This is a genomic window from Streptomyces sp. NPDC048461, assembly GCF_055587105.1.
This window is the reverse complement of the sequence record NZ_JBVJGW010000037.1, coordinates 18,926-45,734: the sequence shown is the minus strand read 5'-3', so window position 1 is coordinate 45,734 and position 26,809 is coordinate 18,926. Positions and strand designations below refer to the sequence as shown.

General features: G+C 75.6%; 23 protein-coding genes. 13 read left to right on the top strand and 10 right to left on the bottom strand.

Going from position 1 to position 26,809, the window contains the following annotated elements; all coding sequences use genetic code 11:
• On the top strand, window positions 1-3,759 hold a 3,759-nt coding region (locus tag ACZ6S8_RS36360), incomplete at its 5' end, for an SDR family NAD(P)-dependent oxidoreductase (RefSeq protein WP_469462273.1).
• A 28-nt stretch (window positions 3,760-3,787) separates the two neighbouring features.
• Entirely contained in the window at window positions 3,788-7,090 is a 3,303-nt protein-coding gene (locus ACZ6S8_RS36355) for a type I polyketide synthase (protein WP_469462271.1), read from the top strand.
• Window positions 7,091-7,337: 247 nt separating this feature from the next.
• Here ACZ6S8_RS36355 and ACZ6S8_RS36350 read toward each other — a convergent pair whose 3' ends face one another.
• Window positions 7,338-8,501 (bottom strand): cytochrome P450, encoded by a 1,164-nt coding sequence (locus ACZ6S8_RS36350; RefSeq protein WP_469462269.1) that lies wholly within the window; start codon window positions 8,499-8,501, stop codon window positions 7,338-7,340.
• A 353-nt stretch (window positions 8,502-8,854) separates the two neighbouring features.
• On the opposite strand from ACZ6S8_RS36350, the gene ACZ6S8_RS36345 reads away from it, so the two are divergent.
• The 3 genes from ACZ6S8_RS36345 to ACZ6S8_RS36335 all read left to right on the top strand — a co-directional run bounded on the left by ACZ6S8_RS36345 (window position 8,855) and on the right by ACZ6S8_RS36335 (window position 10,086).
• Window positions 8,855-9,187, top strand: a complete 333-nt coding sequence (locus ACZ6S8_RS36345) for a hypothetical protein (protein ID WP_469462268.1) — start codon at window positions 8,855-8,857, stop codon at window positions 9,185-9,187.
• Between the two features lie 63 nt (window positions 9,188-9,250).
• Window positions 9,251-9,574: a DUF427 domain-containing protein gene (locus tag ACZ6S8_RS36340; RefSeq protein WP_469462266.1), complete on the top strand. Its 324-nt coding sequence runs from the start codon at window positions 9,251-9,253 to the stop codon at window positions 9,572-9,574.
• A 113-nt stretch (window positions 9,575-9,687) separates the two neighbouring features.
• The gene (locus ACZ6S8_RS36335) at window positions 9,688-10,086 is read left to right on the top strand and encodes an SsgA family sporulation/cell division regulator (RefSeq protein ID WP_469462264.1); all 399 of its coding nucleotides are present in this window, start codon (window positions 9,688-9,690) and stop codon (window positions 10,084-10,086) included.
• 93 nt (window positions 10,087-10,179) lie between these two features.
• On the opposite strand, the gene ACZ6S8_RS36330 is transcribed toward ACZ6S8_RS36335, so the two are convergent.
• The 3 genes from ACZ6S8_RS36330 to ACZ6S8_RS36320 all read right to left on the bottom strand — a co-directional run bounded on the left by ACZ6S8_RS36330 (window position 10,180) and on the right by ACZ6S8_RS36320 (window position 12,207).
• Window positions 10,180-10,413 carry a hypothetical protein gene (locus tag ACZ6S8_RS36330; protein ID WP_469462263.1) on the bottom strand — a complete coding sequence of 78 codons (234 nt, stop codon included), beginning with the start codon at window positions 10,411-10,413 and terminating at the stop codon, window positions 10,180-10,182.
• A 128-nt stretch (window positions 10,414-10,541) separates the two neighbouring features.
• Window positions 10,542-11,093: a hypothetical protein gene (locus ACZ6S8_RS36325; RefSeq protein ID WP_469462262.1), complete on the bottom strand. Its 552-nt coding sequence runs from the start codon at window positions 11,091-11,093 to the stop codon at window positions 10,542-10,544.
• A 142-nt stretch (window positions 11,094-11,235) separates the two neighbouring features.
• Window positions 11,236-12,207 carry a zinc-binding dehydrogenase gene (locus ACZ6S8_RS36320; protein WP_469462261.1) on the bottom strand — a complete coding sequence of 324 codons (972 nt, stop codon included), beginning with the start codon at window positions 12,205-12,207 and terminating at the stop codon, window positions 11,236-11,238.
• Window positions 12,208-12,500: 293 nt separating this feature from the next.
• On the opposite strand from ACZ6S8_RS36320, the gene ACZ6S8_RS36315 reads away from it, so the two are divergent.
• The 3 genes from ACZ6S8_RS36315 (at window position 12,501) to ACZ6S8_RS36305 (ending at window position 16,112) form a co-directional block, all read left to right on the top strand.
• Window positions 12,501-13,886, top strand: coding sequence for an MFS transporter (locus ACZ6S8_RS36315; protein WP_469462260.1), 1,386 nt, complete (start codon window positions 12,501-12,503; stop codon window positions 13,884-13,886).
• A 118-nt stretch (window positions 13,887-14,004) separates the two neighbouring features.
• A complete protein-coding gene (locus tag ACZ6S8_RS36310; RefSeq protein ID WP_469462258.1) occupies window positions 14,005-14,736 on the top strand; it encodes a response regulator transcription factor in 732 nt (243 codons plus the stop codon).
• Window positions 14,733-16,112, top strand: coding sequence for a sensor histidine kinase (locus ACZ6S8_RS36305; protein ID WP_469462257.1), 1,380 nt, complete (start codon window positions 14,733-14,735; stop codon window positions 16,110-16,112). Before ACZ6S8_RS36310 ends, ACZ6S8_RS36305 begins: the two co-directional genes overlap by 4 nt.
• Before the next feature lie 39 nt (window positions 16,113-16,151).
• Here the strand turns inward: ACZ6S8_RS36305 and ACZ6S8_RS36300 are convergent, their stop codons facing one another.
• The gene (locus ACZ6S8_RS36300; RefSeq protein WP_469462255.1) at window positions 16,152-17,120 is read right to left on the bottom strand and encodes a TAXI family TRAP transporter solute-binding subunit; all 969 of its coding nucleotides are present in this window, start codon (window positions 17,118-17,120) and stop codon (window positions 16,152-16,154) included.
• Between the two features lie 306 nt (window positions 17,121-17,426).
• On the opposite strand from ACZ6S8_RS36300, the gene ACZ6S8_RS36295 reads away from it, so the two are divergent.
• Window positions 17,427-19,184 carry a glycosyltransferase family 2 protein gene (locus ACZ6S8_RS36295; RefSeq protein ID WP_469462253.1) on the top strand — a complete coding sequence of 586 codons (1,758 nt, stop codon included), beginning with the start codon at window positions 17,427-17,429 and terminating at the stop codon, window positions 19,182-19,184.
• Window positions 19,185-19,198: 14 nt separating this feature from the next.
• Entirely contained in the window at window positions 19,199-22,234 is a 3,036-nt protein-coding gene (locus tag ACZ6S8_RS36290; RefSeq protein ID WP_469462252.1) for an SGNH hydrolase domain-containing protein, read from the top strand.
• A 78-nt stretch (window positions 22,235-22,312) separates the two neighbouring features.
• Here ACZ6S8_RS36290 and ACZ6S8_RS36285 read toward each other — a convergent pair whose 3' ends face one another.
• The 5 genes from ACZ6S8_RS36285 to ACZ6S8_RS36265 form a co-directional block, all read right to left on the bottom strand.
• Complete coding sequence (locus tag ACZ6S8_RS36285; protein WP_469462251.1) at window positions 22,313-22,561, bottom strand: hypothetical protein; 249 nt, start codon at window positions 22,559-22,561, stop codon at window positions 22,313-22,315.
• Between the two features lie 121 nt (window positions 22,562-22,682).
• On the bottom strand, window positions 22,683-23,297 hold the full coding sequence (locus tag ACZ6S8_RS36280) for a hypothetical protein (RefSeq protein WP_469462250.1): 615 nt from the start codon (window positions 23,295-23,297) through the stop codon (window positions 22,683-22,685).
• Window positions 23,281-24,342, bottom strand: a complete 1,062-nt coding sequence (locus tag ACZ6S8_RS36275; RefSeq protein ID WP_469462248.1) for a DUF6286 domain-containing Asp23/Gls24 family envelope stress response protein — start codon at window positions 24,340-24,342, stop codon at window positions 23,281-23,283. Before ACZ6S8_RS36275 ends, ACZ6S8_RS36280 begins: the two co-directional genes overlap by 17 nt.
• The gene (locus ACZ6S8_RS36270; protein ID WP_469462247.1) at window positions 24,339-24,524 is read right to left on the bottom strand and encodes a hypothetical protein; all 186 of its coding nucleotides are present in this window, start codon (window positions 24,522-24,524) and stop codon (window positions 24,339-24,341) included. The genes ACZ6S8_RS36275 and ACZ6S8_RS36270 overlap by 4 nt, the downstream gene beginning before the upstream one ends.
• 46 nt (window positions 24,525-24,570) lie before the next feature.
• Complete coding sequence (locus ACZ6S8_RS36265; protein WP_469462245.1) at window positions 24,571-25,071, bottom strand: Asp23/Gls24 family envelope stress response protein; 501 nt, start codon at window positions 25,069-25,071, stop codon at window positions 24,571-24,573.
• A gap of 173 nt (window positions 25,072-25,244) precedes the next feature.
• Here ACZ6S8_RS36265 and ACZ6S8_RS36260 point away from each other — a divergent pair, with 173 nt between their 5' ends.
• Genes ACZ6S8_RS36260 through ACZ6S8_RS36250 form a run of 3 tightly spaced genes read left to right on the top strand, consistent with a single transcriptional unit; the run spans window position 25,245 to window position 26,793 of the window.
• Window positions 25,245-25,832: an RNA polymerase sigma factor gene (locus ACZ6S8_RS36260; protein ID WP_469462243.1), complete on the top strand. Its 588-nt coding sequence runs from the start codon at window positions 25,245-25,247 to the stop codon at window positions 25,830-25,832.
• Window positions 25,823-26,452 (top strand): hypothetical protein, encoded by a 630-nt coding sequence (locus tag ACZ6S8_RS36255; RefSeq protein WP_469462242.1) that lies wholly within the window; start codon window positions 25,823-25,825, stop codon window positions 26,450-26,452. The genes ACZ6S8_RS36260 and ACZ6S8_RS36255 overlap by 10 nt, the downstream gene beginning before the upstream one ends.
• Window positions 26,449-26,793 (top strand): Asp23/Gls24 family envelope stress response protein, encoded by a 345-nt coding sequence (locus ACZ6S8_RS36250; RefSeq protein ID WP_469462241.1) that lies wholly within the window; start codon window positions 26,449-26,451, stop codon window positions 26,791-26,793. The genes ACZ6S8_RS36255 and ACZ6S8_RS36250 overlap by 4 nt, the downstream gene beginning before the upstream one ends.
• Window positions 26,794-26,809 lie beyond the last annotated feature (16 nt).

Sequence of the window (26,809 nt, the reverse complement as noted above, 5' to 3'; positions counted from 1 at the left end):
CACGGCACCCCCACCACCTGGCACACCACCCCCACCACCACACCCCCCACCAACCTCCCCACCTACCCCTTCCAACACCACCGCTACTGGCTCGAAGGCCCTGCCGCACACAGCGACGCCGGAAGCCTCGGCCTCGACGCGACCGACCACCCGTTCCTCACCGCCGTCACCACGCTCGCCGACGGCGACTCCCTGCTCCTCACGGGCCGGATCTCCGCCGCCTCGCACACCTGGCTCGCCGACCACGCGGTGAACGGCACCGCGTTGCTGCCGGCCACCGCCCTGCTGGAGCTGGCCCTGCGGGCCGGCCAGCAGGCGCAGACCCCCCGGGTGGACGAACTGACGCTGGAGGCGCCGCTGTTCGTGCCCGAGCGCGGCAGCATCCGCGTCCAGGTCGCCGTGCAGGCGCCGGACGAGGCGGGACTGCGCCGGATCTCGGTGCACTCGCGCCCCGAGACCGGATCCGACCTGGACGCCGGGGACGAGCCGGCGCAGTGGACCCGGCACGCCTCCGGCGCCCTGGCCCCGGCGCCGCACGAGTCCCCCGCGGAGGCGCCCTGGCCGCCCGCCGGTGCCGAGCCCCTCGACGTGGCGGACCTGTACGGGGAACTGGACCGCCTCGGGTACGAGTACGGGCCCGCGTTCCAGAACCTCACCGCCGCCTGGCGCGACGGCGACACCGTGTACGGGGAGGTCTCGCTCGCGCCGGAGCACCACGACGACGCGGCCCGTTTCACCCTGCACCCGGCGCTGCTCGACTCCGCCCTGCACACCATGGCCCTCGGCGGTTTCCTGGGCGACGGCGTCCGGCTCCCCTTCTCCTGGAGCGACGTCTCCCTGCGGGCCGAGGCCGCGACAGCGCTGCGGGTCACCGTCTCGCCGGGGCCCGGCGGACAGGATTCCGTGACGGTGTCCGTCGCCGATCCGGCCGGGGAGCCCGTACTGACGGTCGGCGCGCTGACCCTACGGCCGGTCGCACCGGGGCAGCTCCCCTCGGGGAGGCGCCCGTCCGGCGTCCGCTCGCTGTACGAACCGGTCTGGACCGAGGTGGCCGAGCCGTCGGCGCCCGCCGAAGTGGGCCCGTACGAGCTGCTCGACGCGACGGACACTCCCGCGGGCCCCGCCCCCGAGGCGGTGCGCGCCGCCGTGGCGGACGTGCTCGGCCGGCTCCGGGACTGGATCGAACGGGACACCGACGGCACGCTGGTGGTGCTGACCCGGCGCGCCGTCGCGGCCGGGCCCGGTGACGCGCCCGATCTGACGGCCGCCCCGCTGTGGGGCCTGGTCAGGTCGGCGGCCACCGAGAACCCGGGCCGGATCGTGCTGGTCGACGTCGACGACCCCGACGGGTCGTCCCCGTCGCGCCGGGCGCTGGACTCCGCGCTCGGCACCGGCGAGCCGCAGTTCGCCCTGCGGGAGGGCCGGATCCTCGTCCCGAGGCTGGTGGCCGCGCCCGGCGGCGACCCGCTGGCACCGCCCGCCGGGGCCGGGGCCTGGCGGCTGTCGACCCCGGGCGGCACGCCCGACGACCTGTACGCCGCCCCCCACCCGGAGGCGGAGGCGCCGCTGGCCGAGGGCCGGGTGCGGATCGCGGTGCGGGCCGCGGGGCTGAACTTCCGCGACGTGCTGACCGCTCTGGGCATGGTGCCGGTCGGCGCCCCGCTCGGGACCGAGGCCGCCGGCACCGTGCTGGAGACGGGTCCCGGGGTCGAGGGGCTGGCGGTCGGCGACCGGGTGTTCGGGCTGGTGCCGGGCGCGGTGGGCCCGGTGGCGGTGGCCGACCGGCGGCTGATCGCCCGTATCCCGGACGGCTGGTCCTTCGCCCGGGCCGCGGGTGTCCCGGCGGTGTTCACGACCGCGTACTACGGGCTCGTCGAGCTGGCCGGGCTGCGGCCCGGCGAGCGGGTGCTGATCCACTCCGCCGCCGGCGGGGTGGGCCTGGCCGCGCTGCAGCTGGCCCGCCGGCTGGGCGCCGAGGTGTTCGCGACGGCGAGCCCCGCGAAGTGGGGCGCGCTGCGGGCGCTCGGCGTGGACGGGGCGCACCTCGCCTCGTCCCGTACGACCGGCTTCGAGGAGAGCGTGCGCACGGCCACCGGCGGCGACGGAGTGGACGTGGTGCTGAACTCCCTGACCGGGGAGTTCATCGACGCGTCGCTGCGGCTGCTGGGGCCGGGCGGACGGTTCGTCGAGATGGGCATCGCCGACCCGCGGGACCCGGAGGCGGTCGCCGCGGCCCGGCCCGGGGTCGCGTACCAGCCGTTCGAGCTGCTGGACATGGACCCGGAGGCGGTCGGCGCGGCGCTGACCGCCGTCCTCGCCCTCTTCGAGCGGGGCGAGCTGGAGCCGCTGCCGGTGACCACGTGGGACGTGGGGCGGGCACCGGACGCGTTCCGCTGGTTCGCCCAGGCCCGGCAGGTCGGCAAGGTCGTCCTCACGCTGCCCGCGCCGTCCCGGCCGGGAACGGTGCTGATCACCGGCGGTACGGGCACGCTGGGGTCGGCGCTGGCGCGCCACCTGGTGACCGAACGCGGGGTACGCGACCTGCTGCTGACCGGCCGCCGGGGCCCGGAGGCTCCCGGGGCCCGGGAGCTGGCCGAGGAACTGACCGCACTGGGGGCGCGGGTGCGGATCGCCGCCTGCGACACCGCCGACCGGGAGGCGCTGGCGTCCCTGATCGGATCGGTCGACCCCACGCATCCGCTGACGGACGTGATCCACGCGGCGGGCGTGCTGGACGACGGCGTACTGGCCTCGCTGACGCCGGAGAAGACGGAAGCCGTACTGCGTCCCAAGGTGGATGCGGCCTGGCACCTGCACGAGCTGACCCGGGGGCTGGACCTGTCCTCGTTCGTCCTGTTCTCCTCCGCCTCGGGTCTCCTCGGCGGCGCCGGACAGGCCAACTACGCGGCGGCGAACGTCTTCCTGGACGCCCTGGCCGTCCACCGCCGGGCGCTCGGCCTGCCGGCCGTGTCACTGGCCTGGGGCATGTGGGAGGACGCCAGCGGGATGACCGGGCACCTGGCCGACGCGGACCTGGCCCGGATCGGCCGCGGCGGCCTGGTCCCGATGACCGTGCCCGAGGGCATGGCGCTGTACGACGCGGCGCTGGCGGCCGGGCAGCCGCTGCTGGCGCCCGCGCCGCTGGACCTGACCGCGCTGCGGGACGGTGCGGGGCCGCAGGGGGTGCCGGCGGTGCTGCGGGCGCTGGTCCGCGGTCCGGGCGTACGGCGGGCCGCCCAGGCGGTCCGGGTGTCGGCCCAGGGCTTCGGCGAGCGGCTGTCGGCCCTGCACGGGCCGGAGCGCGAGCGGGTGGTGCTGACGCTGGTGCAGGACCAGGTCGCGGCGGTGCTCGGCCACGCGGCCGCCGACGGGATCGCGGCGGACCGGGCGTTCAAGGAGATCGGCTTCGACTCCCTGACGTCGGTGGAGCTGCGCAACCGGATCGTCGCGGCGACGGGGCTGCGGCTGCCGACGACGCTGGTGTTCGACTTCCCGACGCCGCAGGCCCTGGCCGGTCACCTGCTGGGGCTGCTCGCACCGGACGACGCGGCCGCCGACCTGGACCGGCTGCTGGCCTCGGTGACCTTCGACAGCCCGGACTTCCCCGCCCTGCGCGACCGCCTGCGGGCCGCGCTGTGGCGGTGGGAGGAGGAGGCCGGGCCGGCGGACGGCCTGGACGGGGACGGGATCGGTGACCTCGCGGAGGCCACCGACGAGGAGCTGTTCCGCGAACTGGACGGGGAATTCGATGTCTCCTAGGACCTTCGGCGCAGAGAGTGTGACGGCGATGAGCGGCAACACCACCGGCAACGGCAACACCACCCGCAACGAAAACAACAACGGCAACAGCAACGGCACCTCCAGCGAGGACAGGCTCCGCGACTACCTGAAGCGGGCCACGGCCGACCTGAAGCAGGCCAAGCGCAAGATCCGGGAGCTGGAGGACCGGGGCCGCGAGCCGATCGCGATCGTGGCGATGGGCTGCCGCTTCCCGGGCGGCGTCGACTCCCCCGAGGCCCTGTGGAAGCTGGTGGCCGAGGAGCGCGACGCGGTCTCCGGCCTGCCGCTGGACCGGGGCTGGGACCTGGACGGGCTCTACGATCCGGACCCGGACCGGCCGGGCACGACGTACACGCGGGAGGGCGGCTTCCTGCACGAGGCGGGCCGGTTCGACGCAGCGTTCTTCGGGATGGGGCCCCGCGAGGCGATCGCCACGGACCCGCAGCAGCGACTGCTGCTGGAGGTGGCGTGGGAGACCTTCGAGCGGGCCGGGATCGCGCCGGCCTCGCTGCACGGGAGCCGGACGGGCGTGTTCGCCGGGGTCGTCTCCCAGGCGTACGTACCGCCGCCCGCCGAGGTGCCCGACGGGTACGAGGGGCACCTGATGACGGGCAACGCGACCAGCGTCGCGTCCGGGCGGATCGCCTACCACCTGGGGCTGGAGGGGCCGGCCGTCACGCTCGACACGGCCTGCTCGTCCTCCCTGGTGGCGATGCACCTGGCGGCCCGGTCGCTGCGCGCCGGGGAGTGCGATCTCGCGCTGGCCGGCGGGGTGACCGTCATGGCGACGCCGCTGCTGCTGGTGGAGTTCAGCCGGCAGCGCGGGCTCTCGCCGGACGCCCGGTGCAAGGCGTTCGCGGCGGCCGCGGACGGAACGGGCTTCGCCGAGGGCGTCGGCCTGGTCCTGCTGGAGCGGTTGTCGGACGCCCGGCGCAGCGGGCGCCGGATCCTGGCCGTGCTGCGCGGCTCGGCCGTCAACCAGGACGGCGCGAGCAACGGCCTGACCGCGCCCAACGGGCCCACGCAGGAGCGGGTGATCGCGCAGGCGCTGGCGTCGGCGCGGCTGGCACCGCAGCAGGTCGACGTGGTGGAGGCGCACGGTACGGGCACCCGGCTGGGCGATCCGATCGAGGCGCGGGCCCTGCTCGCCGCGTACGGGCAGGGCCGGCCGGCGGGCGAGCCGCTGCTCCTGGGCTCGCTCAAGTCGAACATCGGGCACACCCAGGCGGCGGCGGGCGTCGCCGGCGTCATCAAGATGGTCGAGGCGATCCGACACGGGGTGGTGCCGCGGACGCTCCACGTGGACGAGCCGACCCCGCACGTCGACTGGTCGGCCGGGGCGGTCGAACTGCTGACGAAGTCGGTTCCGTGGCCGGACCGGAAGCGGGCCCGGCGGGCCGGGGTGTCGTCGTTCGGGATCAGCGGCACCAACGCCCACGTGATCCTGGAGCAGGCGCCCGAGGCACCCGAGGCCGCAGGGGCCGCCGCAGCCGGATCGGCCGGATCGGCCGCTCCCGGCCCTGCCGCGCCGCCGCCGGTGCCGGAGCCGCCCGCGCCGTGGCTGCTGTCGGCCCGCTCGCCGGACGCGCTGCGGGCCCAGGCCGGCCGGCTACTGGCCCGGCTGGAGGACTCCGGGACCGACTGGCCGGACGCGGCGGTCGGGCGGACGCTGGCCCTGGGGCGCAGCCACCTGCGCCACCGGGCGGCCGTCCTGCCGGGCGGCCGAGCGGGGGCGCTGACGGCGCTGGCGGACCTGGCGGCGGGCCGCGTCGCCCCGCGCACGGTGCGGGGCGATGCGGGCGAACGCCCGACCACCGCGTACCTGTTCACCGGCCAGGGCAGCCACCGGGCGGGCATGGGGCGCGGGCTGTACGAGAGCCGTCCGGCTTTCCGGGAGGCGCTCGAAGAGATCTGCGCGGCGTTCGACGGCTCGCTGGAGCGTCCGCTGCTGCCGGTGCTGCTGGCGGCCGAGGGGAGTGCCGAGGCGGCACTGCTGGAGCGCACCGAGTACGCGCAGCCCGCCCTGTTCGCCCTGGAACTGGCGCTGTTCCGCCAGCTGGGGCGGCTGCTGCCGGAGCCGGAGTGGGTGGCCGGGCATTCGGTCGGCGGCCTGACGGCCGTCGTGGCGGCCGGGGTCCTGTCGCCCGCGGACGGGGCGGCGCTGGTCGCGGCCCGCGGCCGTCTGATGCAGGAGCAGCCGGCCGGCGGGGCGATGCTGGCCTGCGAGGCGTCGGAGCAGGAGGTGGCGGCGCTGCTCGGCGAGTACGGCGGCCGGGTGGGGCTGGCCGCCGTCAACGGCCCGTCCTCCGTGGTGGTCTCGGGTGACGCGGACGCCGTGGCGGAGATCGCGGCGGCGCTCGGCGTGTGGCGGCGGCGGACCAGCAGGCTACGGGTGAGCCACGCGTTCCACTCCGCCCACATGGACGGGGCGCTCGACCCGCTGCGCACCGTGGTGGCCGGGCTGGACTTCCGGCCGCCCTCGCTGCGGATCGCCTCCGACCTGACGGGCCGGCCCGTGGAGCTGGAGGAGCTGCGCGAGCCCGACTACTGGGCGCGCCAGCTGCGTTCGACCGTGCGCTTCGGCGAGGCGGTCTCCGCGCTGCACGGGGCGGGGGTGACGGCCTTCGTGGAGGTGGGGCCCGACGCGGTGCTGGCCCCGATGGTCACGGCGGCCCTGCCCGCCGGGGCCTCCCCGCTGGTGGTGCCCGCGCTGGTGCGGGAGCGGCCTGAGGAGTCCTCGCTGGCGGGGGCGCTGTCCCGGCTGCACGTGGCGGGCCGGGCGGTGGACTGGCGGGAGTGGTACGGCGGTCCCGCGGAGGCGGGAGCGGACCTGCCGACGTACGCGTTCGAGCACGCCCACTACTGGTGGCCGGCCCGGGACGCGGCCAGGCCGAGGCCGCTGGCGAGCGTACGGTCGCTCACGCAGCCGCAGCCGCACTCGACGCCGGCGGACGCCGTGGACGCTTCCGGGGCGGGCGCTTCGGGAGCCGGCGCTTCCGGGACGGGCGCCTCCGGGGCCCGTGCAACCGGGGCGGCCGCCGGCCAGGCAGCGGACGGTCCGGCGGCCGAGGCCTCGTACCTGGACCTCGTCCGCGTCCACGCGGCCGACGTCCTCGGTCATGCCTCGCCCGAACTCATCGACGCCGAGGACAACTTCCTCGACATCGGCTTCTCCTCCTTCACCGCGCTGGAGGTCCGCAACCGGCTGTGCGAGGCGACGGGCATGCTCCTGCCGCCCGTCCTGCTGTACGACTACCCGACTCCGGCGGCCGTGGCCCGGTTCCTGCGGGAGCAGTCGCCGGCAGCCTGACAGCGGTGAGCGGCGGGGGGGCCCCGCCCCCCCCCCGGGGCCCCCCCCCCCCCCCCCCCCGGCGGGCGGGGGGGGGGGGCGCCCCGGGGGCGGCCCGGGCCCCCGCCCCCCCCCCCCCCGCCCCCGGGGGGGGGCCGGGGCCGGGGGGGGGGGGGGCCGGCCCCCCCCCCGGGGGGGGGGGGCGGGCCCCCCCCCCCCCCGCGGGCCCCCCCCCCCGCCCGCACGCCCGGTGCGATCGGAAGCAGGGCTACCAGGTGACCGGCAGCCGCAGGATCCCCTGGACCGAGCCTCCCGGTTTGGTCCCGAGCTGCTCGACCGGTTCGGAGAGCCGCAGGCCGGGGATCCGTACCGCGAGTTCGTACAGCGCGATCTCCAGCTCGGCGCGGGCCAGGTTCTGGCCGATGCACTGGTGGATGCCGTACCCGAAGGCCAGGTGGTGCCGGGTGCCGCGCCCGACGTCCAGGGTGTCCGGGTCGGGGAAGGCCTCCGGGGCACGGTTCGCCGCGGCGTTCGGCAGGTAGACGGCGTCTCCCTCCCGGATCACCAGCCCGGCGATCTCGATGTCGGCCGCCGCCACCCGCTGGAGTTCGTCCGCGACGGACAGGAACCGCAGGAGCTCCTCGACCGCCCCGGAAGCGAGCGTCTCGTCGGCGCGCAGGCGGGCGAGCTGCTCGGGGTGCAGCAGGAGGGTCAGCACGCTCAGCCCGATCATGTTGGCCGTGGTCTCGTGCCCCGCCACCAGGAGGAACATGGCGATGGAGGAGAGTTCCTCCCGGGTCAGCTCGCCCGGTGCGAGCCGGTCCGCGATGAGCTCGTCGATCAACCCCTCGCCGGGCTCCGCCCGCTTGGTGTCGATCAGCTCGTCGAAGTACCGGATCAGCGCGGTGGCCGCGGCGGACGCCTCCTGCGCCGTGCTGGTGGCCATCAGCATGCGCCGGGTCTGCTCCTCGAAGAACTCGTGGTCCCCGTAGGGCACTCCGAGCAGTTCGCAGATCACCGTGGACGGCACGGGCAGCGCGAACTCGGGGACCAGGTCCGCCGTCCGCCGCTCGCCGGCCAGCAGGCCCTCGATGCGGTCGACGACGATCCGGCGGATGGCCGGCCGCAGGGAGTTGACCCGCTTCACGGTGAAGCTGGGGATGAGCATGCGGCGCTGCACGTCGTGCTCGGGCGGGTCCATGCCGACGAGTGCGACGAGCTTCGCGGCGGCCATCCGGGGCACCAGCACCGGGAAGTCGGGCCGCGACCGGTCGGAGGAGAGCCGCGGGTCGACCAGGAGCCGTCGGGTCTCCGCGTAGCCGGTGACGGCCCACGCCGTGCGCCCGTCGTAGAGCCGGACCCGCGCCAGCGGACCTTCCTTCTTCAACTCCTCGTACCCGGGCGGCGGGTGGTAGGGACACTGTCTCGACATGGGAAACGCGGGCAGCATCGGGCCCCCTGGCTTTCGGAACGGCAGGACGGCGGACGCCGCCCGCATGACCCGGCATTTTCCGCATCCCCGATAAAGCACCTCTAAAGCCCCCGGGCCGGCCGCAGCCGGCCCGAGGCCGCCTCGCCGGGACGCGGCGGTCGGCGTGTGAAAGGCTCTTCCTCCGGAGGCGACGCCCGCGGGTGTCCAAGGGCGAGGGGGCGAGCACGGTGGTGCGACCGGCGAGGGGCGCGAGCGGGTTCCGAGGACCGGATGGACACGAGCCGCTTGGGTCCACGGACCGGGCGGCCTTCCGCCGGGCCTGCTTCGAGACCGCGAGGGGGATCGGGGCCCGCGTGGCCGAACCGCCGCTCGCCGGGGTGGCCGCCTTCCACGCGATCACCCTCACGACGCGGGCCGCTTCGCACACCGTGCTGTGCCACGCCCACCTGCCGGTCGTCGCCTTCACGGTCACCCCGCCCGCGCCGGGAAACGTGTGGGACTTCGTCGACCCCCCGGACTGGGCCCGCGGTTTCGAAGCCGCCGGCTTCCAGGTCCTGACGGCGCGCCGGCTGGGCACGCCGATGTCCCGTGTGGACGTGGGTGATCTGTCGCGGGCCGAGCTCGTTCAGGTTCGGTACTGGCGGCCCGAGGTGCTGGGTGACCTGCTGTTCAACTGGTGGGACTGACGCTGTGCCGCTCCCGGCGGCTGGTGCGGGAAGAATTCCCCGGCCGTGCGCGCTGAGGAACGTATGACACGTGGACACGACATCACCATCGAGCAGGGCACCGAGCACGTGCGCGTCGTGAAGGACGGACAGGTGCTGGCCGAGAGCCGGCGGCCCCTCGTTCTGCGCGAGACGGGCTGTCCCCCGCGGTACTACCTGCCGCCCCAGGACGTGCGGACCGACCTGCTGACCCCCTCCGACACCCGTACCCACTGTCCGTTCAAGGGGGACGCCGGCTACTGGTCCGTGCCCGGCGCAACCGACCTGGTGTGGGCGTACGCGGACCCGAAGCCCGATGTCGCCGCCATCAAGGACCACTTCTGCTTCTACGACACCGAGACCGTCTGAATCACGGGGGCGCCCGTCGCGGTTCGTCCGGATGGCGCAGCGTGCCCTGGCGCGGACGGGGCATACGGGTCGGACGACCAGTCCATCCCCGGAGGCCTGCCTTGCTGTCCCGTGTGTCCGCTCTGATCGCCGTCCGCCTCCACGACGCGGCCGGGGGCGAGGTGCCGCTCCTCGGCCGGTTCTCCTACGACAGCGCCGACCCGTACGCCGTACGGGCCCAGTTCTTCGCCGGGGACACGGTCCTGCCGCACTGGTACTTCGACCGCCAGATGCTGGCGGACGGCCTCCACGGTCCGGTGGGTGACGGGGACGTCACCTTCCGGCCGCAGCGGACGGCCGGCGGCGAGGAGCTCAGGGTCACCCTGCGGGATCCCGCCAGCGGGCCGGGGGTGGTCCTGCTCGTGAACGCGCGGGCCGTCGCCACGTTCCTCGACGAGACGTACGCCGTCACCGCACCCGGCAGCGAGACCTTCGACGCGGACGGCTTCCTCGAGGACCTCCTGACGCGCTGAACCCCCGGTCCCCGACCCCCGGCGCGAACCGGGGCCGGGAATCGGGGGCCGGGGACGGGGGTCGGGGGCCGGAGGGCCCGCGGCCGCCGCAGCCTAGTCCGGGGGCTCCTGGGCCTTGGCCCGTCCGGAACCGTCTCCCGCGCCCTTGTCCGCCTTCGGCTCCTCGGCGTCTGCTGCGCCTGCGCCTTCGGCGTCGGATCGGGGGGCGTCACCACCCGCGCCCGGCAGGTCGGGAGCCCCCGGTCCGACCGGGGGCAGGTCCGGGGTGACCGGGTTGCGCTTCTCCGGTACGGGCGCCGGAAGTTCCGGCTCCGAAGCGTCGGACATGGTGTTTCTCCTCGCTCGATTCGTACGGTTGTTCTGGCCTGCGTCTGCCCCGCTCCGCGCGGCGGAACCCTGCGGCCCACCTTCGGGCCGGGCCCCGGACCGGACCGCGGTACGACTCCGCACCGGTTTCAGTCCGCGAGCCGGTGTTCGCGTCCCGCCGCGTCGAGGGTCTCGGTGAGGACCCGCACCGCTTTCGGGCCGACTCCGTGCATCGCCCGCAGCTCGGCCCCGGTCAGCTCGGCGACCTGCGCGAGCGTGGTGATGCCGACGCCGGCGAGCGCCCGTGTGGCGGGTCCCCCGATGGCCCGGGGCAGGTCGCCGGCCTCGCCCGCGGCCACGGCTTCCCCGGCCTCCGCCCGGGCGGCGAGCTGCTTCGGTGCGCGGGCGAGCCAGGCCCGGCGCACCCAGTGGTTGAGCTGCCGGCCGTCGATGTCGGCCAGCGGGACGCGTACGCCGATCAGCGCCGCCCCCCTCGTCAGCCGCTCCGCGGTCGGATGCGCGCCGAGGAGCTCGTCCCCCTCCGCCGCGGGAAGGCGGAGCCGTACGCGGCCGGCGTCGTCCGCCGCCGCGAACCAGGTGTCCCGGACCGTGAAGGAGACGAGGCCGGAGGACGTGGCGTGCTCCTCTCCCGTCTCGGGGAGCGAGAGTGCGGTCCTGCGGAGCTGGGCGAGGGTGGTCATGCGGCCCACTCTGACATGCCGGCCGGGGCCCGCGCCCGACGGTCCGCACGCCTGTGCGCGTCCTCCGTACCGGGGCCTGCCCTGCCCCCGACCCCGCCCTGCCCTCGCCCCCGACGTCCCGCCCCACCCCGCCCCGCCCCCGTCAGACCGTGATCACCGTCTTGCCCAGGAGCGTCCGCGACTCGATCGCCTCGTGGGCCGCGGCCGCCCGGTCCAGCGGGAACGTACCGCCGATCACCGGGCGGAGGTCGCCCGCCGCCGCCGACCGGAGGACCTCGGCCGCGAAGGCGGCGTGCTCGGGGACCGTCATCTGGACGTCCCCGATGCCGAGCAGGCGGACTCCCCTCGCCGCCGCGTCCGCCGGGTCGACCGGCGCGAAGCCGCCCGTCGGGGCTCCGTGCGCCGAGAAGCGGCCGCTGTCCGCGACGAGGGCGTACGCGGCCAGGCCGATCTCCCCGCCCACCCCGTCCAGCACGACGTCCGCTCCGCTGCCGCCGAGCGCCTCGCGGGCCTGCCCCGCCCAGTCGGGAGAGGCCCCGTCGATGACGGCGTCCGCGCCCAGCTCCCGCACCAGGGCGGTCTTGCGCTCACCCCGCGCCACCCCCACGACCCGCGCGCCCGCGGCCTTGGCCAGCTGGACCAGTACGGTGCCCATGCCGCCCGACGCACCCACGACCAGCACCTGCTCCCCGGGCTTGAGAGCCGTGACGTCCAGCAGCTTCGTCGCCGTCACGCCGTCGTGCACCAGTGCCGCCGCGTCCGTGAGCGAGACCCCGTCCGGCACCGCGGCCAGGGCCTCGACCGGGGCCACGGCCAGCTCCGCGTAGCCGCCGGTGGAGCCGATCGAGGCGACGACCCGGCGGCCGGTCCACCCGGGGTCCACGCCCTCGCCGGTGGCGCGTACGGTTCCGGCGATGCCGCCGCCCGGGACGTACGGCGGGGTGATCGGGAAGAACTCCTGGCCCCACCCCCGCCGCACCTGGGTCTCCACGAAGATCGTGTCGACCGCCGCCACGGCGACCAGCACCTGACCCGGGCCCGCCACCGGGTCCGGCAGCTCCACCGGAACCAGTACCTCCGGGCCGCCGAACTCCTTCGCCTGTGTCGCACGCATAGCGCTTGTCCCTCCGCCCGGGCTTCCGGTCTCTCCGATGCCCGTGCCACGAGTCTCCAACGTCAAGCGCGGTTGAGGTCAAGCGGGCGCGCGTCGGACCCGCCACACGGGCGGGCGAAGCGGCAGGAGCCGGCCCCGGGGAGTTCCTTAACGGGACGTTAGATCTCCGTGCCCGGCCTTGTCCGGCTCCGGGGGCGACCCGATGCTCTGGTAGCCGCACCACCCCTGACCAGCCGTCGGGGCGATCGCCCCGCTCCACTGCCCACTCGTCTCGCCGTCCGTCTGGAGCCGCCATGCCCCCGTCCGCCGTCAAGCCCGCCCCGTCGTCCGCGGAGGAGCGCAAGAAGCGCCGCCTCGCGCTGATCGGCGGGTCCCTCGGCAACCTCGTCGAGTGGTACGACTGGTTCGTCTACGCCAGCTTCGCGATCTACTTCGCCGACTCCTTCTTCCCCGGCGACAATCCGACCACGCAGCTGATGAACACCGCGGGGATCTTCGCCGTCGGCTTCCTCATGCGGCCCGTGGGCGGGTGGATCCTCGGCCGCGCCGCCGACCGGCACGGCCGCAAGAGCGCGCTGACGCTCACCGTCACCATGATGTCGGTGGCCGCCCTGCTGATCGCCGTGGCCCCCACCTACGGCCAGGCCGGGTACTTCGGCGCTCTCGTACTGCTGCTCGCACGCCTGCTCCAGGGGCTGAGCATCGGCGGTGAGTACGCGGCCAGCGCCACTTACCTGACCGAGGCGTCGGCCCGCAACCGGCGCGGGCTCGGCTCGTCGTTCCAGTACGTGTCGATGACCTGCGGCCAGCTGCTCGGTCTCGGCATCCTGATCACGATGCAGCACACGCTCACCACGGACCAGCTGGAGAGCTGGGGCTGGCGGATCCCGTTCCTCCTGGGGGCGCTGTTCGCGGTGGTCGTCTTCTGGCTGCGGCGCCGGCTCCAGGAGACCGACGCCTTCCGGGAGGAGGAGTCCGCCGAGGCCCACGACACCACCGCGCGGGGCTCGTTGAAGGCCCTGTGGCAGTACCGGCGGCAGGCCGGCCTGGTCATGGCACTGACCCTCGGCGGCACCGTGGCGTACTACACCTACACCACCTACCTCACCAAGTACCTCGTCGGCAGCGCGGGCATGGAGAAGACGACCGCCACCCTGGTCAGCTTCACCGCGCTGACGCTCTTCGCCGTCCTCCAGCCGTTCGCCGGGATGCTGTCGGACCGCGTCGGCCGGCGCCCGCTGCTCATCACCTTCGCGGTGGGCTGCACCGTCGGCACGCACCCGATCATGACCGCCCTCGGATCGGCGTCCTCGTACTGGTCGGCCCTGGGACTGTCCCTGCTGGCCCTGGTGATCGTCACCGGATACACGTCGATCAACGCGGCGGTCAAGGCGGAGCTGTTCCCGACCCGGGTGCGCGCCCTCGGGGTGGCGCTGCCGTACGCGATCGCCAACGCGCTGTTCGGCGGCACCGCGGAGTACGTGGCGCTCTGGTTCAAGAACAGCGGCCGCGAGTCGATGTTCTTCTGGTACGTCTCCGGGTGCGCGCTGGTGTCCCTCGTGACGTACGTCCTGATGCCGGACACCCGCAACGCCGCGCTCAGCCGCGCCGAGGCCGAGGCCGCCGACGGGACGGCGGACCGGGCCACGGACCGGGCCGCCGCCGAGCCCGCCCGCTGACCGGCACCGATGACCCGGGGCGGCAGCTGCCCTAAGCTGCTGCCCCGGGATCACGGGACACGGGTCCACGGATCCCCAGGTCCACAGGTCACGAGCCGGGCGTCACGAGGAACTGTCTATGCACGCGCTTCTCGTCGAGGACGACGACCGCATGGCCCGGGCCCTCGGCACGGCGCTCGCCCAGCGCGGACACACCGTCCGCCGGGTCGGCCGCGCGACGGACGCCCTACGCCACGCCCACGAGGCCGAGTTCGTCCTCCTCGACCTGGGGCTGCCCGACCTGGACGGCCTCCAGCTGCTCCGCCTCCTGCGTACCGTCTGCGACGCGCCGCTCATCGTGGTGACCGCCCGCTGCGAGGAACGCGACATCGTGCAGGGCCTGCGGGCGGGAGCCGACGACTACGTCGTCAAGCCGTTCCGCATGGCCGAGCTGATCGCCCGCATCGACACCGTGCGCCGCCGGACGGACGCGCGCACCCCGCGCTCCGGGTACGGGCCGGCGGGCGCGGCGGGCCGGGCGGTGCGCGCCGGAGACGTCGAAGTCGACCTGGCGGGGCGGACGGTCACGGTGGCCGGCGCCGACGTCCGGTTGACCCGCCGCGAGTTCGACGTACTGGCGCACCTGGCCGCACGCCCGGACGAGGTCCACTCCCGCGCGGAGATCCTGGACCGGATCTGGGGCGACGCCTTCCTCGCCGCCTCCCGCTCGCTGGACGTCCACGTGGCGGGCATCCGGGCCAAGACCGGCCGTTCCGGGCTGGTGCGCACGGTCCGCGGGTTCGGCTACCAGCTCGGCTGCCCGCCGGACCGCGGCGGGCAGGACGGGCACGGCGGGCGGAGCGGACGGTGAGGCGCAGGCTCCTCGCCGTGCTGACGGTCCTCATGGGCGTCGCGGCGCTGCTCCTGTGCGTCCCCCTGGCCGACGCCTACGCGCGGGGGCGCACCGAGCACCTGCTCCTGCAGCGGCGTTCGGAGGCCGTGCGGTTCGCGGACCTGGCCGACCGGGTGCGGACCGGTGCCGACCGTGCGGAGCTGTCCGCCGAGATCAGCCGGTACGCACAGCTGTACGGAGCCGGCGTGGTCGTGGTCGACACGCAGGGGACGACGGTGGCCCGGGCCGGGAGCGAGGACGCCCCGGTCGCGCCCTCCGCGGTGGCGGACGCCCGTCGGCGGGCCCTCACCGGCCGCTCCACCGACCGGCTGCCCGTCATCCGCCCCTGGGGGCCGGGGAGCGCCGTGCTCGCCGAGCCGGTGGGCCGGGACGAGCGGGTCAGCGGGGCGGTCCTGATGACCGTCCGCACCGACGCCGCACGCCGGGACGTGACGGTGCGCTGGGGGCTCATCGCCGTGGCGGCGGTGGCGGCGTTCGCGGCGGCGGCCCTGGTGGCGGCCGGGATCTCGCGGTGGCTGATGCGCCCGGTCCTCGACCTCGACCGTGCGGTGGAGGGGCTCACCGCCGGCAGTCTGGGCGCGCGGGCCGCCTCCGACACGGGGCCGCCGGAACTGCGCCGCCTGCGACGGCACTTCAACACCATGGCGGAGGCCGTGACCGCGTCGATCGGGCGCCAGCGCGACTTCGTCGCGGACGCTTCCCACCAGCTGCGCAACCCGCTGGCCACGCTCGTGCTCCAGCTGGAGAACGTCGAGCCGCACCTCGCACCGGGCCCCGGCCGGACCGAGCACTCCCGGGCCCTGGACGAGGCGGAACGGCTGGAGGAGCTGCTCGACGGGCTGCTGGCCCTGGCCCGGGTGGAGTCGGGCACGGCGGAGCCGGACGAGCAGGACGTGGCCCGGGCCGTCCGGGATCGGGTGGCCGCCTGGACCCCGGTCTTCCGTGACGCGGGGCTGGACCTGACGCTCTCGTGCCCTCCGGCGGGCCTCACGGCCCGGGCCCTGCCCGACGCGGCCGGCCGGATCCTGGACGCGCTCCTCGACAACGCCGTCAAGTTCGTGCCGCGCGGCGGCCGCGTGTCGGTGTGTGCGGCACACGGCACGGACGGGGGCGCGGTGGTCCGGGTGTGCGACGACGGCCCGGGGGTCACGGAGGACCAACTGGGTCTGTTGGTCCGGCGCTTCGCCCGCGCCCCGGAGCACCAGAACGTCCGCGGCAGCGGGCTGGGGCTGGCCATCGCCGACGAGATCGCCCGCGCCGGCGGCGGCCGGCTCACCGTGGGCGGCAACGCGCCGCACGGCCTGGCCGTGGAGTTCCGGCTCCGGCCCCCGTGAGCCGGCTCCTCCCGCCGAGCGGGACGGTGCCGCGACCGCTCAGCCGTACACGGACCGGTAGTGGGCGACCGCCCCGGGGTGGAGCGGGACGCCGCCGGTCGAGATGGCGAAGCGGGGCTCCAGCCTGGCTCCCGCGGTCACCTCCCGCAGCAGGTCGCGCCACCGGCCGAACAGCACCCGCAGCAGGTCGCGTACGACGCCGTCCGGTACGTCCGTGCGGGCCAGGAGGTAGTTGCCGACCCCGATGGTCCCGACCGGTTCGGTGAGTCCGTACGCCCCGGCCGGAAGCGTGACCGCCGAGTAGACGGGGCCGTACCGCTCCCGCAGCGCGCCCACGTAGCCGTCCAGAGGCAGCATCCGCAGCGGGACCCCGCGCGCCAGCTCGGACAGGGCCGGCGTGGGCACGCCGCCGGACCAGAACAGCGCGTCGACGGCGCCCCCGCGCAGCGCGTCCACCGAGGCGTCGAGGCCCAGGCGCCGTTCGCGGACCGGCGCGGTCCCGCCGCCCGGGCCGGCCGCGCGCAGCACGCGGTCCGCCACCACCTGCACCCCCGACCCCTCGGCCCCGGAGGCGAGCCTGCGGCCCGCGAGGTCCGCCACCGCCCGTACGGGCCCCCGCGCCGGAACGACGAGGTGCGTGTGGTTCACGTAGATCCGGGCCAGCGCCGTCACCGGGGCGGGCCGGGAGAAGGGCTCGTGTCCCGTCACCGCGCCCTCGGCCACGTCCGCCATGGCGAGGGCCAGGTCCACGGAGCCGTCCTCCAGCTTCCGCAGGTTGTCGACGCTCGCCGCCGTGCCGACCGCGGCGATCTCCAGCCGGCCTCCGTCCGCCGCCACGGCCGCGGCGAGGGCCCTGCCGAACGCGTTGTACGGGCCGCCCTCGGGCCCGGTCGCGAGGCGCAGCCGCCGCGGCGGGCCGGGGTTGCCCGTACACCCGGACAGGGCGGCCGCGACGGCGCCGAGTCCGGCGCCCACCGCCCGCCGGCGGTTCCACTCCGCACTGGTCACGGCGGAAGCCTAAGGGCCGGCCCGGGGCGGGCGAAGAGCCGGGCGCACGGGTGCCCGGGATCCGGGCGTGCCCGCCCGCCGGCACGCAAGACTTCCGGGACTGTTCACCCCCGCGTGGCCCGCACCCTCCCGGGCCGGTCGGGTGCTGCCGGTCGAATGGCATCGGGGCTGAGGTCTGGACCATGCCGGACTCGCCAATTCCGTGTCTCATTCGGCCCGTTGCCCCGCTCCGTGACGAGTGGTCTATACCTTTGGCATTAGGGTGGGACACCTGAAACGGGCACATACACAGCCGTGGGGGGCTTTATGACCGTGCATCACCTTCCGCAACCGCCATCCGACGAGGAGCTCTACTGGTACTTCGGCCCGCAGCGCCGTTGGGTCCTGGTCAGTACCTCGCTCGCCTTCGTGTTCACCGCGGCGACCATGTTCACCTTCGCGCTGCGGACTCCGGCCCTGTGGGCGTTCCTCGCCGTCCTCGGGCTCAACGTCGTCGCCCTCGCCCTCTCCTCCGTCAACAGCCTGCGCCAGCGCCGGCTGACCCGGCAGTCGCACGAGGTGCTCGTCCACGCCTGGCGGCCCGCCGACCTCCCCTCCGTCGACCTGTACCTGCCCACCTGCGGCGAGCCCCTCCCCGTCCTGGCCAACGCCTACCGCGCGGTCGCGGCCGTCGACTGGCCCGGCGCGCTCACCGTCTGGGTCCTGGACGACGCCGACCGTCCCGAAGTCGCCGCGCTGGCCGCCTCGTACGGCTACGCGTACGTCGTGCGCCCCGACCGGGGGCACCTGAAGAAGGCCGGCAACCTCAACCACGCGCTCGCGCTCAGCAGCGCCGAGTTCATCGCGATCCTGGACGCGGACTTCGCGCCGCGGCCGGACTTCCTGCGCCACCTCGTGCCCTACCTGGCCGACCCCGCCGTCGGCATCGTGCAGAGCCCGCAGTGCTTCGACACCGACGAGACGATGGACTGGATCCAGCGTGCGGCCGGGTCCGCCCAGGAGTGGTTCTTCCGCTGGATCCAGCCGTCCCGGGACGCGAGCGACGCCGCCATCTGCTGCGGCAGCAACGCCGTCTACCGGCGCAGCGCGATCGACCTGGCCGGCGGCTTCGCCCGGCTCGACCACAGCGAGGACCTGTACACCGGACTCGCCCTCCACGAGCAGGGGTTCCGCACGCTGTACGTTCCGGTGCTGGTGGCCAAGGGCACCTCCCCCGACGAGCTCACCTCCTTCGTCAACCAGCAGTACCGGTGGGCGATGGGCAACCTCCACCTCCTCGGCACGCCCGTCCTCAAGCGGATGCGCGCGCCCTGGCGGATGCGGCTGTGCTTCTACGAGGGCATCGTCGGATACCTGACCACGGCGGTGAACACCTTCGCCGCGCCGCTGCCGCCGCTCGTGATGATGTTCTGGTACCCCGACCACATCCGCCCCTGGCACGTGCTGCCGCTACTGGCCCCGCTCTGGCTCTGGCACGTGCTGCTGCCCCGGATCAGCCGGACCCGCTGGCGCGTGGAGGTCATCCGGGCGAACGTCCTGACGAGCGTGGCCGCCGCGACCGCGTTCCTCCACACCCTGCGGGGCCGCAGCGCCGCCTGGGTGCCCACCGGCGCGCGCGGCGCGACGGCGTCCGGCGGGATGGCCCGCCGGGTCGTCGCCGTCTCCCTGGTCTGGCTCGTCCTGTCCAACGGCGCGGCCGCGGCGGGCCTCGCCCTGGCCGTGGCCCGCAACGGCTGGGAGCCCAACTGGGGCCTGCTCCTCTACCTCCTGGTGCAGTGCCAGATCAACCTCCCGCTGATCCGGGACCTGACGGCCGAACTGCGCCCCGCGGCCCGGTCCCGCCGTGCGGCGGCGGCCCCCGCCGCTCCGGCGGCCCCGGCGGCCCCCGCGGTGCGGCGCCCGGCCGCCGAACCCCTGCGCACCCGCGTACGGACCTCCCTGCTCTCCCGGACCGGCATGCTCCCCCGCCGCTGGCCCGAGACCCTCGCCGCTTCGGCGGTCCTCCTGCTCACCGGCCTGCTGGCATCCGGGTGGGTCAACCCGATGCTCCCCTGGCTGAGTTGAAAGGCGTCACCACCATGTCGTTCCCCGTGGCACCCGGCCTGCGCCACCGCCGGAGGCGCGCCGCACAGCCGCCCGGACCTCCGCCGTCCGGCTCCCGCTCCGGCGGCGAGTCCGGACCCAGCCCGCACCGTTCCGCCTTCCGCCCCGACATCGAGGGGCTGCGCGCGGTCGCGGTCCTGGCGGTCCTCGCCTTCCACGCCGGAGTTCCCGGCACGGCGGGCGGCTTCGTCGGCGTGGACGTGTTCTTCGTCATCTCCGGCTACCTGATCACCGGGCTGCTGGTCCGCGAAGCCGTCACCACCGGCCGGATCCGCCTCGGCGACTTCTTCTCCCGGCGCGCCCGGCGGCTGCTGCCCTCCGCCGCCGTGGTGCTCGGCGTCGTGGCGGTGGCCGGTGCCTGGCTGACCGTGCCGCTGCGCCGCGCCGACCTGGAGTACGACGTCGTGGCGTCCGCGCTGTCGGTGGCGAACTGGCGGTTCGTCGCACAGCAGACCGACTACCTCGCCGCCGGCCACGCCCAGAGCCCGCTGCTGCACTTCTGGTCCCTGGCCGTCGAGGAGCAGTTCTACCTGTTCTGGGCCCCGCTGCTGGCGGTGATCGTGCTCTGCGCGGCCGGGGCGGTCCGCCGGGGACGGGCCGTGCGCTCCGCCGTGGCGCTCGTCGCGGTGCCCCTGGTCCTCGGCTCGTTCGCCCTGTCCCTGTACTGGACGGGTTCCTCCGCCTCCCTCGCGTACCTCGGAACGCCCTCGCGCGTCTGGCAGTTCGGGGTCGGCGCGCTGCTCGCGCTGCTGCCCTGGCACCTGATGCGCGGACCGCGTCCGCTGCGGCTGCTCTGCGGCTGGGCCGGCGCCGCGGCGATCGGCTGGTGCGTCGTGTCGTACGACGCCTCGACCCCGTACCCCGGCGTGGCGGCGCTCGTGCCGACCCTGGCCACCGCCGCCGTCATCCTCGCCGCGATACCCGGCCGCGGCGAGCGCACCGTCCAGGGCGCCTACGGCGTCGGCCGGCTGCTGGCGGGCCGGGCGCCCCGCGCGGTCGGGCGGCTCTCCTACACCCTGTACCTGTGGCACTGGCCGGTGCTCGTCCTGGCCGAAGCCCGGTTCGGAGCGCTCGGCTGGCCCGCGAAGGCCGGGCTGACGCTCGCGGCCGTCCTGCCCGCCCTCGCCACCATGCGCTGGGTCGAGCAGCCGCTGCGGCGCAGCCGTACGGTCTCCGAACTGCCCCGGCGCGGCCTCTCGGTGGGCATCTCGGCCATCGTGCTGCCGGTCGTGCTGGCGCTGGTCGTGGGCAGCACGACGCTGCACCTGCTGGGCCCGGCGACCCCGGGAGACCCGAAGGGCCTGCCCCCCGGCGCCGCCTCCGGCCCCACGCTGCTGACCCGGACCGCCGGGGCGCCGCCGGCCGACGGCCCCGTGGTCCCGAGTCCCCTGCAGGCGCGCAAGGACTTCCCGCCGGACGCGCCGTGCGAGGTCGCCCCGGCCGTGACCAGCAGCCCGGACTGCCTGTTCGGCGCGGTGGACAGCCCCGACCGGATCGTGCTGCTCGGCGACTCGCACGCCGGCCAGTGGTTCTCCCCGATGCTGGCGCTGGCCGCCGAGCGGGGCTGGGCGCTGCAGGAGCTGGTGAAGCAGGGCTGCCCGCTGGCGCGACTGGAGGTGCACAGCCCCCAGCTCGGGCGGGCGTACCGGGAGTGCGACACCTGGCGGGCGGACGCCCTGGAGCGGCTGCGGCAGCAGCCGAAACCGCGGCTCATCGTGATCGCCTCGCTGGGCCGGTACACCGCCGACGCGAAGCTCCTGGCCGAGGGCTGGGAGAAGACCCTGGAGCCGTTGCGGGCCCTGGGGGCGCCGATCGTCTACATCGAGGACACCCCGGTACCGGGTACGGACGTCCCGGCGTGCGTGTCCGGCAGCCCCGAGTCCCCCGACGCCTGCGCGTTCAGCCGCGCCGACTCCCTGCAGCCCGATCCGCTGGCCGTGCGCATCGCGTCCGGCGGGCTGCCCGGCGTACGGAGCGTCAGCGTGAACCCGGTGCTGTGCCCGGGCGGCGGCCCGACCTGCCCGGCCGTGGTCGACCGGATCCTGCTCTACCGGGACGACGCCCACCTGACCAACGTGGCGGCCGTCGTCCTCACGCCGCGGCTGGAGCGGCTGCTCACCGAGGCCGGCGCCCTCCCGGTGCGGGCCCCGGCCGGCACCACCCCGCCCGGCGCGTCCGGGACGCCCGCCGCGGACGGGTGGACCCGGCTGCTGCGCGACGACTTCGACGGCCCGGCGGGCAGCCCTCCGTCCGCCGACTGGATCCACGACGTGGGCACCTGCTACCCGGGCTGCCCCGCACCGCAGTGGGGCACGGGCGAGATCGAGACCATGACCGACTCCACCGACAACGTCCGGCTCGATGGGAAGGGCGCACTGGAGATCGTCCCCACCCGCAAGGACGGTGCGTGGAGTTCGGGGCGCATCGAGACGAAGCGCTCGGACTTCGCCGCCCCGCCCGGCGGGACCCTGCGCATCGAGGCCTCGATCGCACTGCCCGATGTCACCGGGGCCGCGGCCGCGGGGTACTGGCCGGCGTTCTGGACCCTGGGGGCGCCGCTGCGCGACGGGTACACCGGCTGGCCGGGTGTCGGGGAGCTCGACGTCATGGAGTCGGTGAACGGGCGGGACACCGTCTTCGGCTCCATGCACTGCGGCGTCGCGGACGGCGGCCCGTGCGCGGAGCCCGTGGGCCTGACGTCCGGTCCGCAGCCGTGCCCGGGCTGCCGCGGCGCGTTCCACTCGTACGCGGTGGAGGTCGACCGCACCCCCGGCGCGGAGGAAGTGCGCTGGTATCTGGACGGCCGCGCGTACCACCGGGTGAGCGCCGACCGGATGGACGCCGGGACGTGGAAGCGGGCGGTGGACCACGGGGTGTTCCTGATCCTCAACGTGGCCGTCGGCGGCAAGCTCCCGGAGGCCGACGGCGCCACCGCGGGCCCTTCGACCGAACCGGGCCGTCCGATGCGGGTCGACCACGTCACCGTCTCGACCCGGGCGGCGGCCGGATAGCGGGCCCGGTCCGGGCACACACGCCGCAGGGGCAGCCGACGCGATCGCGTCGACTGCCCCTGCGGTGCTGTCCGGGTGTCAGCCGCGAACGATGAAGTGACCGTAATCGGCGTGGTCCCGCTCACCCTCGCCCGCACACGACGAGGTCCAGACGGGACCGATGCTCGCCGGAACCGCGGCGGCCGCCGAGCAGGTGAACGCGTAGCTCGAGTGCCCGCCGGAGAAGGCCTCGCCCTCGACTCCCTCGTTGGCCAGGGAGGCGCCGGCGCCTCCGAGCAGGATGCCCGCGGCCAGGACGGAGGCGGTGAGGGCAGAGCGCATGCGCATGACTACTCCAATGGATCTTTGGAAGACGCGCCGGGAAGGACGCGTCGGCCGGTTAAACGTCACGGAACGTCACGAGAAACGGCCCGCCACTCCAATGGCGGATCAAAGGGAACAGGTGGGTTCATCGCACCGCGCGCGCGGATCCCGCTCCCTCGCCCACCCGGCGCCGACGCCAGCGACCAGCAGTGAAGTGCACTTCCGCGCGCAGGGGTTGTGGATCCATGACGGTACGGGCCTCGGGCACGACCGCTCCGGCGAGTTCGGCGAGCACCCGGCCGGGTGACGCTGTGTCATCCAGGACGAGCCGGATCCTGAGACAGGGGTCCTTCGCCGTCCCCCGCAGCGTGGTGCGGGCGGCGCGGACACCGGGCAGTGCGAGCAGCCGGCCGGTCACCGCCGCCGTGAGGGCGCCCGAGTCGAGTGCGGTGCCGGGCGCGGGGAGCGGCAGCCGCCGCACGGCACGCCGCCGCAGCTGGAGCAGCAGCAGCGCGGCGGCCGAAAGGGCCGCGAGGACCAGGACGGCGATCGCGGCGGCCTCCCGGCCCCGGCCGCCGTGCCACGCCGCCCGGACCCGGGGTTCGACCCAGGGGCGGTCGGCGGCCCAGTCCGACCAGTGCGCGGGCAGCCGGTCCGCCGCGGGGACCTGCGGAGCCAGGACGGAGATGCCCGCGGCGAGCAGCAGCAGGCCTGCGGCGAGGAGGACGCCCCGGTTGACCGGGTTACGCGAGCGGTCCATCGGGCCCCCCTTCCCCGGGTGCGGCGTCCGCCGGCCGCCACGCGGGGGCCGTGCGGAGCCGGACGCGGGTGCGCAGGGGCGCTGCCAGGCCCAGGCCACGTACCGCGGCGGCGACTGCGTCCGCGACCTGCGCGTCCGCCTGTGCCCGATCCCCGTGGGCGAGTTCGGCCCGTACGGTCATCCGCCGCCGGCCGGCCCGGACCCGTACGCCGGTGATGCCGGGCACCTCGGCGAGGGCCGTGCGGACCAGCCGGCCGGCCGGGCGGCGGCGGACGACGGCCCGTACGCCCGGCTCCGGGGCCGCCATCACCAGGGCGCCGCGGCGTCCCGGGGTGAGGGCCAGGGCGACCAGCCACAGCCCCGCCGGGACCAGGGCCGCCGCCGCCCACACGGGGGTGTCGGCGGGGCCGTTGGCTGTGAGCAGGCCGAGCAGCTGCCGCCGCCACGGGGCGGGCGGGTGCCCCAGGAGTCGGACGGCCGCCACCTCCCGGAGCAGGGCGGCGGCGCCCGTCACGGCGAGCACCGCCAGGAGGCCCGCGGGCAGGCGGCGTTCGGACCAGCTCCGCGTCCGGTACCACCTGCGCCCCGGCTTCGGCGCACCGCCCGGTGCGACGGCGGCTCCGGTGTCGCCCGCGGTCGCGGCGGCGCCGGTCCCGGCGGTGGTCCCGCCGGGCGGCGCCGCGTGTGCAGAGGTGCCGGTGGCGGGGTCCTCTGGCGGCCCGGTGTCCTCCGGCTCCGCGGGGCCGGGTCCGCCCGCCGTGACGAACTCCCGGATCCGGACGCGGGGGGCCGGCAGCCGCAGCCCGGTCAGGTGCGCGGTACGGGCCGCCACGTGCTCCCGTACCGCACGGGTGGCCTCCCCGGCCGAGCCCCGGTAGGCGAGCGCGATGCCGACGGACACGTCCGCCCTGGTCCCGTGCACGGACGCCGACCCCCCGGTCACCCTGCCGCCGGAGCCCGCGACCGCTTCCCGCGCCGCCTGCTCGGCGATCCTCCGCACCGCCCGGTCGGCGATCGCGGTCGTGCCCCGGTCCCGAGCCGTCACAGCCGGCCCCGTTCGCGGGAGACCAGCAGTTCGCGCAGGTCGCCGCCCTGCTCCAGGTAGTTGCCGGCCGCGAAGCCGACCGCGCCGAGGGCGGCGACCAGGAGGAAGGCGCCGAACCCTCCGAACCAGCCGGCGAACGCCAGCGCCATGCCGACCAGGAGGCCCAGCACGTCCTTGCCCATCACTTCACCTCTCGCGGAACGGACCCCGGCCACGGAAACGGGCGGCTCATTCCACGCGGGAGGCCGCGGCGGCCTCGGCCTCGTCGTCCTCGGGGAGGTGGACGTCGTGGACGGCCACGTTCACCTCGACGACCTCCAGGCCGGTGATCCGCTCCACGGCCGCGATCACGTTCTCGCGGACGTCCCGGGCGACGTCGGCGATCGCCACGCCGTACTCGACGACCAGCTCGACGTCGATGGCCGTCTGGCGCTCGCCCACCTGCACCTTCACCCCGCGGCCGACGTTCGGGCGGCCACCGGGCACCCGGTCGCGGACGGCGCCCAGGGTGCGGGACAGCCCGCCGCCCATGTCGTGGACGCCGGGGATCTCCCGGGCCGCCATACCCGCGATCTTGACCACGACCACGTCGGCGATGGACGTCTTGCCGCGGGTGGAGGCCGGTTCGCTGACGCCGCTCCGGCCGGCGCTGAGGGTCGTACCGCTGGTGGGGGCCGTGCCGGCGCTCTTGCGGGTGCCGGTCTCGGGGGCCAGTTCCTGCGTGGTCATCCGTGCTCCTCGAAAACCTCGTCGGTGAGTGGGGCTTCCTCCGTTCGACACGGACGGGGGCAGTCCCGTGACGCACCGGTTCCGAATGCGGCGGAAAGGAGGATTCCGCGGCCGGGCCCGTAACGGAGTCGCGCCGGCGGTGTCCAACGAGGTGACGCGAGAGGAGCCGAGGCGTGACGGCTGAGCGGGACCAAGGGCCACACCGGCCGGGTGCGGCGGAGCACCCGGACGACGCGCTGCTGACGGTCCGGGCGGCGGAAGGCGACGAGGAGGCCTTCGAGGCGCTGGTCCGCGGCCACGGGCCTGCCATGCTCCGGCTGGCGGCCAACCTGCTGGGCAGCAGGTCGGAGGCCGAGGACGCGGTGCAGGAGGCCTTCGTCAGTGCCTGGCGCAAACTGCCGGAGTTCCGCGGCGACGCGGGGTTCGGGACCTGGATGCACCGGATCGTGACCAACCGATGTCTGAACACGCTGCGCGCGCGGCGCCCGGTCGCCGACATCGACGAGGTTCCGGAGCGGCCCGCGCCCGATCACCTGAACTCGCCCGAACGCGCCGCGGAGTCCCAGGCCGCGGTCCGGGCGCTGGGAGAGGCGATGGCCCTGCTCTCACCGGAACAGCGCGCGTGCTGGGTCCTGCGGGAGATCGAGACGATGCCGTACGAGACGATCGCGGAGATGGTGGGAATCAGCCAGGAAGCCGTACGGGCCAGAGTCTTTCGCGCTCGGCGCTGTCTGACGGAGGCGATGGGCGCATGGCGATGAACGAACCCGAGCACGGCCCGGGCGCCGGGGACGACGGATTCCTGCCCTGCGGCAGGGACCTCGCGGCGCTGTGGGACCAGCAGCAACGGGACCCGCGGGCCGCGGTCGACCCGCACACGGCCGACTGCCCCCACTGCGCCCCCGCCCTGGCGGACCTCGCGCTGTTGCGGGACGCCGTGCGCCGCGACGACGCGGACGCCGGGGCAGACTGGCGGGCGGACACGGCCCGGATCACCTCCGGGATCATGGACGTCGTGCGCCTCGAACTGCGGCCCGGCCGCACCCTCGCGCTGGGCGGGGCGGACGAGGACGCCTGGGTCTACGAGGCCGTCGCCGCCCGCGCCTTCCGCACCGCGGCCGAGCGCGTCCCGGGGGTGAGGGCGGGCAGCTGCCGGGTCGGCCCGGAGCCCGGCGCGGGGTCCGGGGCGCGGCTGCGGACACCGGCCCGCGTACGGATCGAGATCACCGTCGGCGGCGCCCGCGACCTGCTACGGGCCGCGGATCAGGTCCGCCGGCGGATCGAGGAGAGCGCGCGGCAGGACCTGGGCATGCGGATCGCATCCGTCGACGTGGTCGTCACCGACCTCCACCACGAATCCCCCGATGAGGACCCCCGATGACGACGGCGAACAGCGGCGGCCCCTCTCCGGCGGCGCTCGGCGAGGCCGTGCTCGGCGTCCGGGGCGTCGCGTTCCTGCGGCCCGCCCTGGGCCACCGCCTGCGCTCCGCCGCCGCGGCGGCGAGATCGGGGTGCGTACCGGCCCCGTCCGGCCAGGCGTCGGGCATCCGGATCACGGCGGCCTCCCCCGAGCGGGCGGCGGCCGTGGACGTCCACGTCGTCCTGCTGCGCGGTTACCGCGCGCTCGACGTCACGCGTGACGTCCGGGAGGCGGTGCGCGCCTCGTACCCGGACGCGGCGCGGACGATCCCGGTGCACGTGGTCGTGACCGGGATCGTCTGAGCCGTGCCGTCGCGCG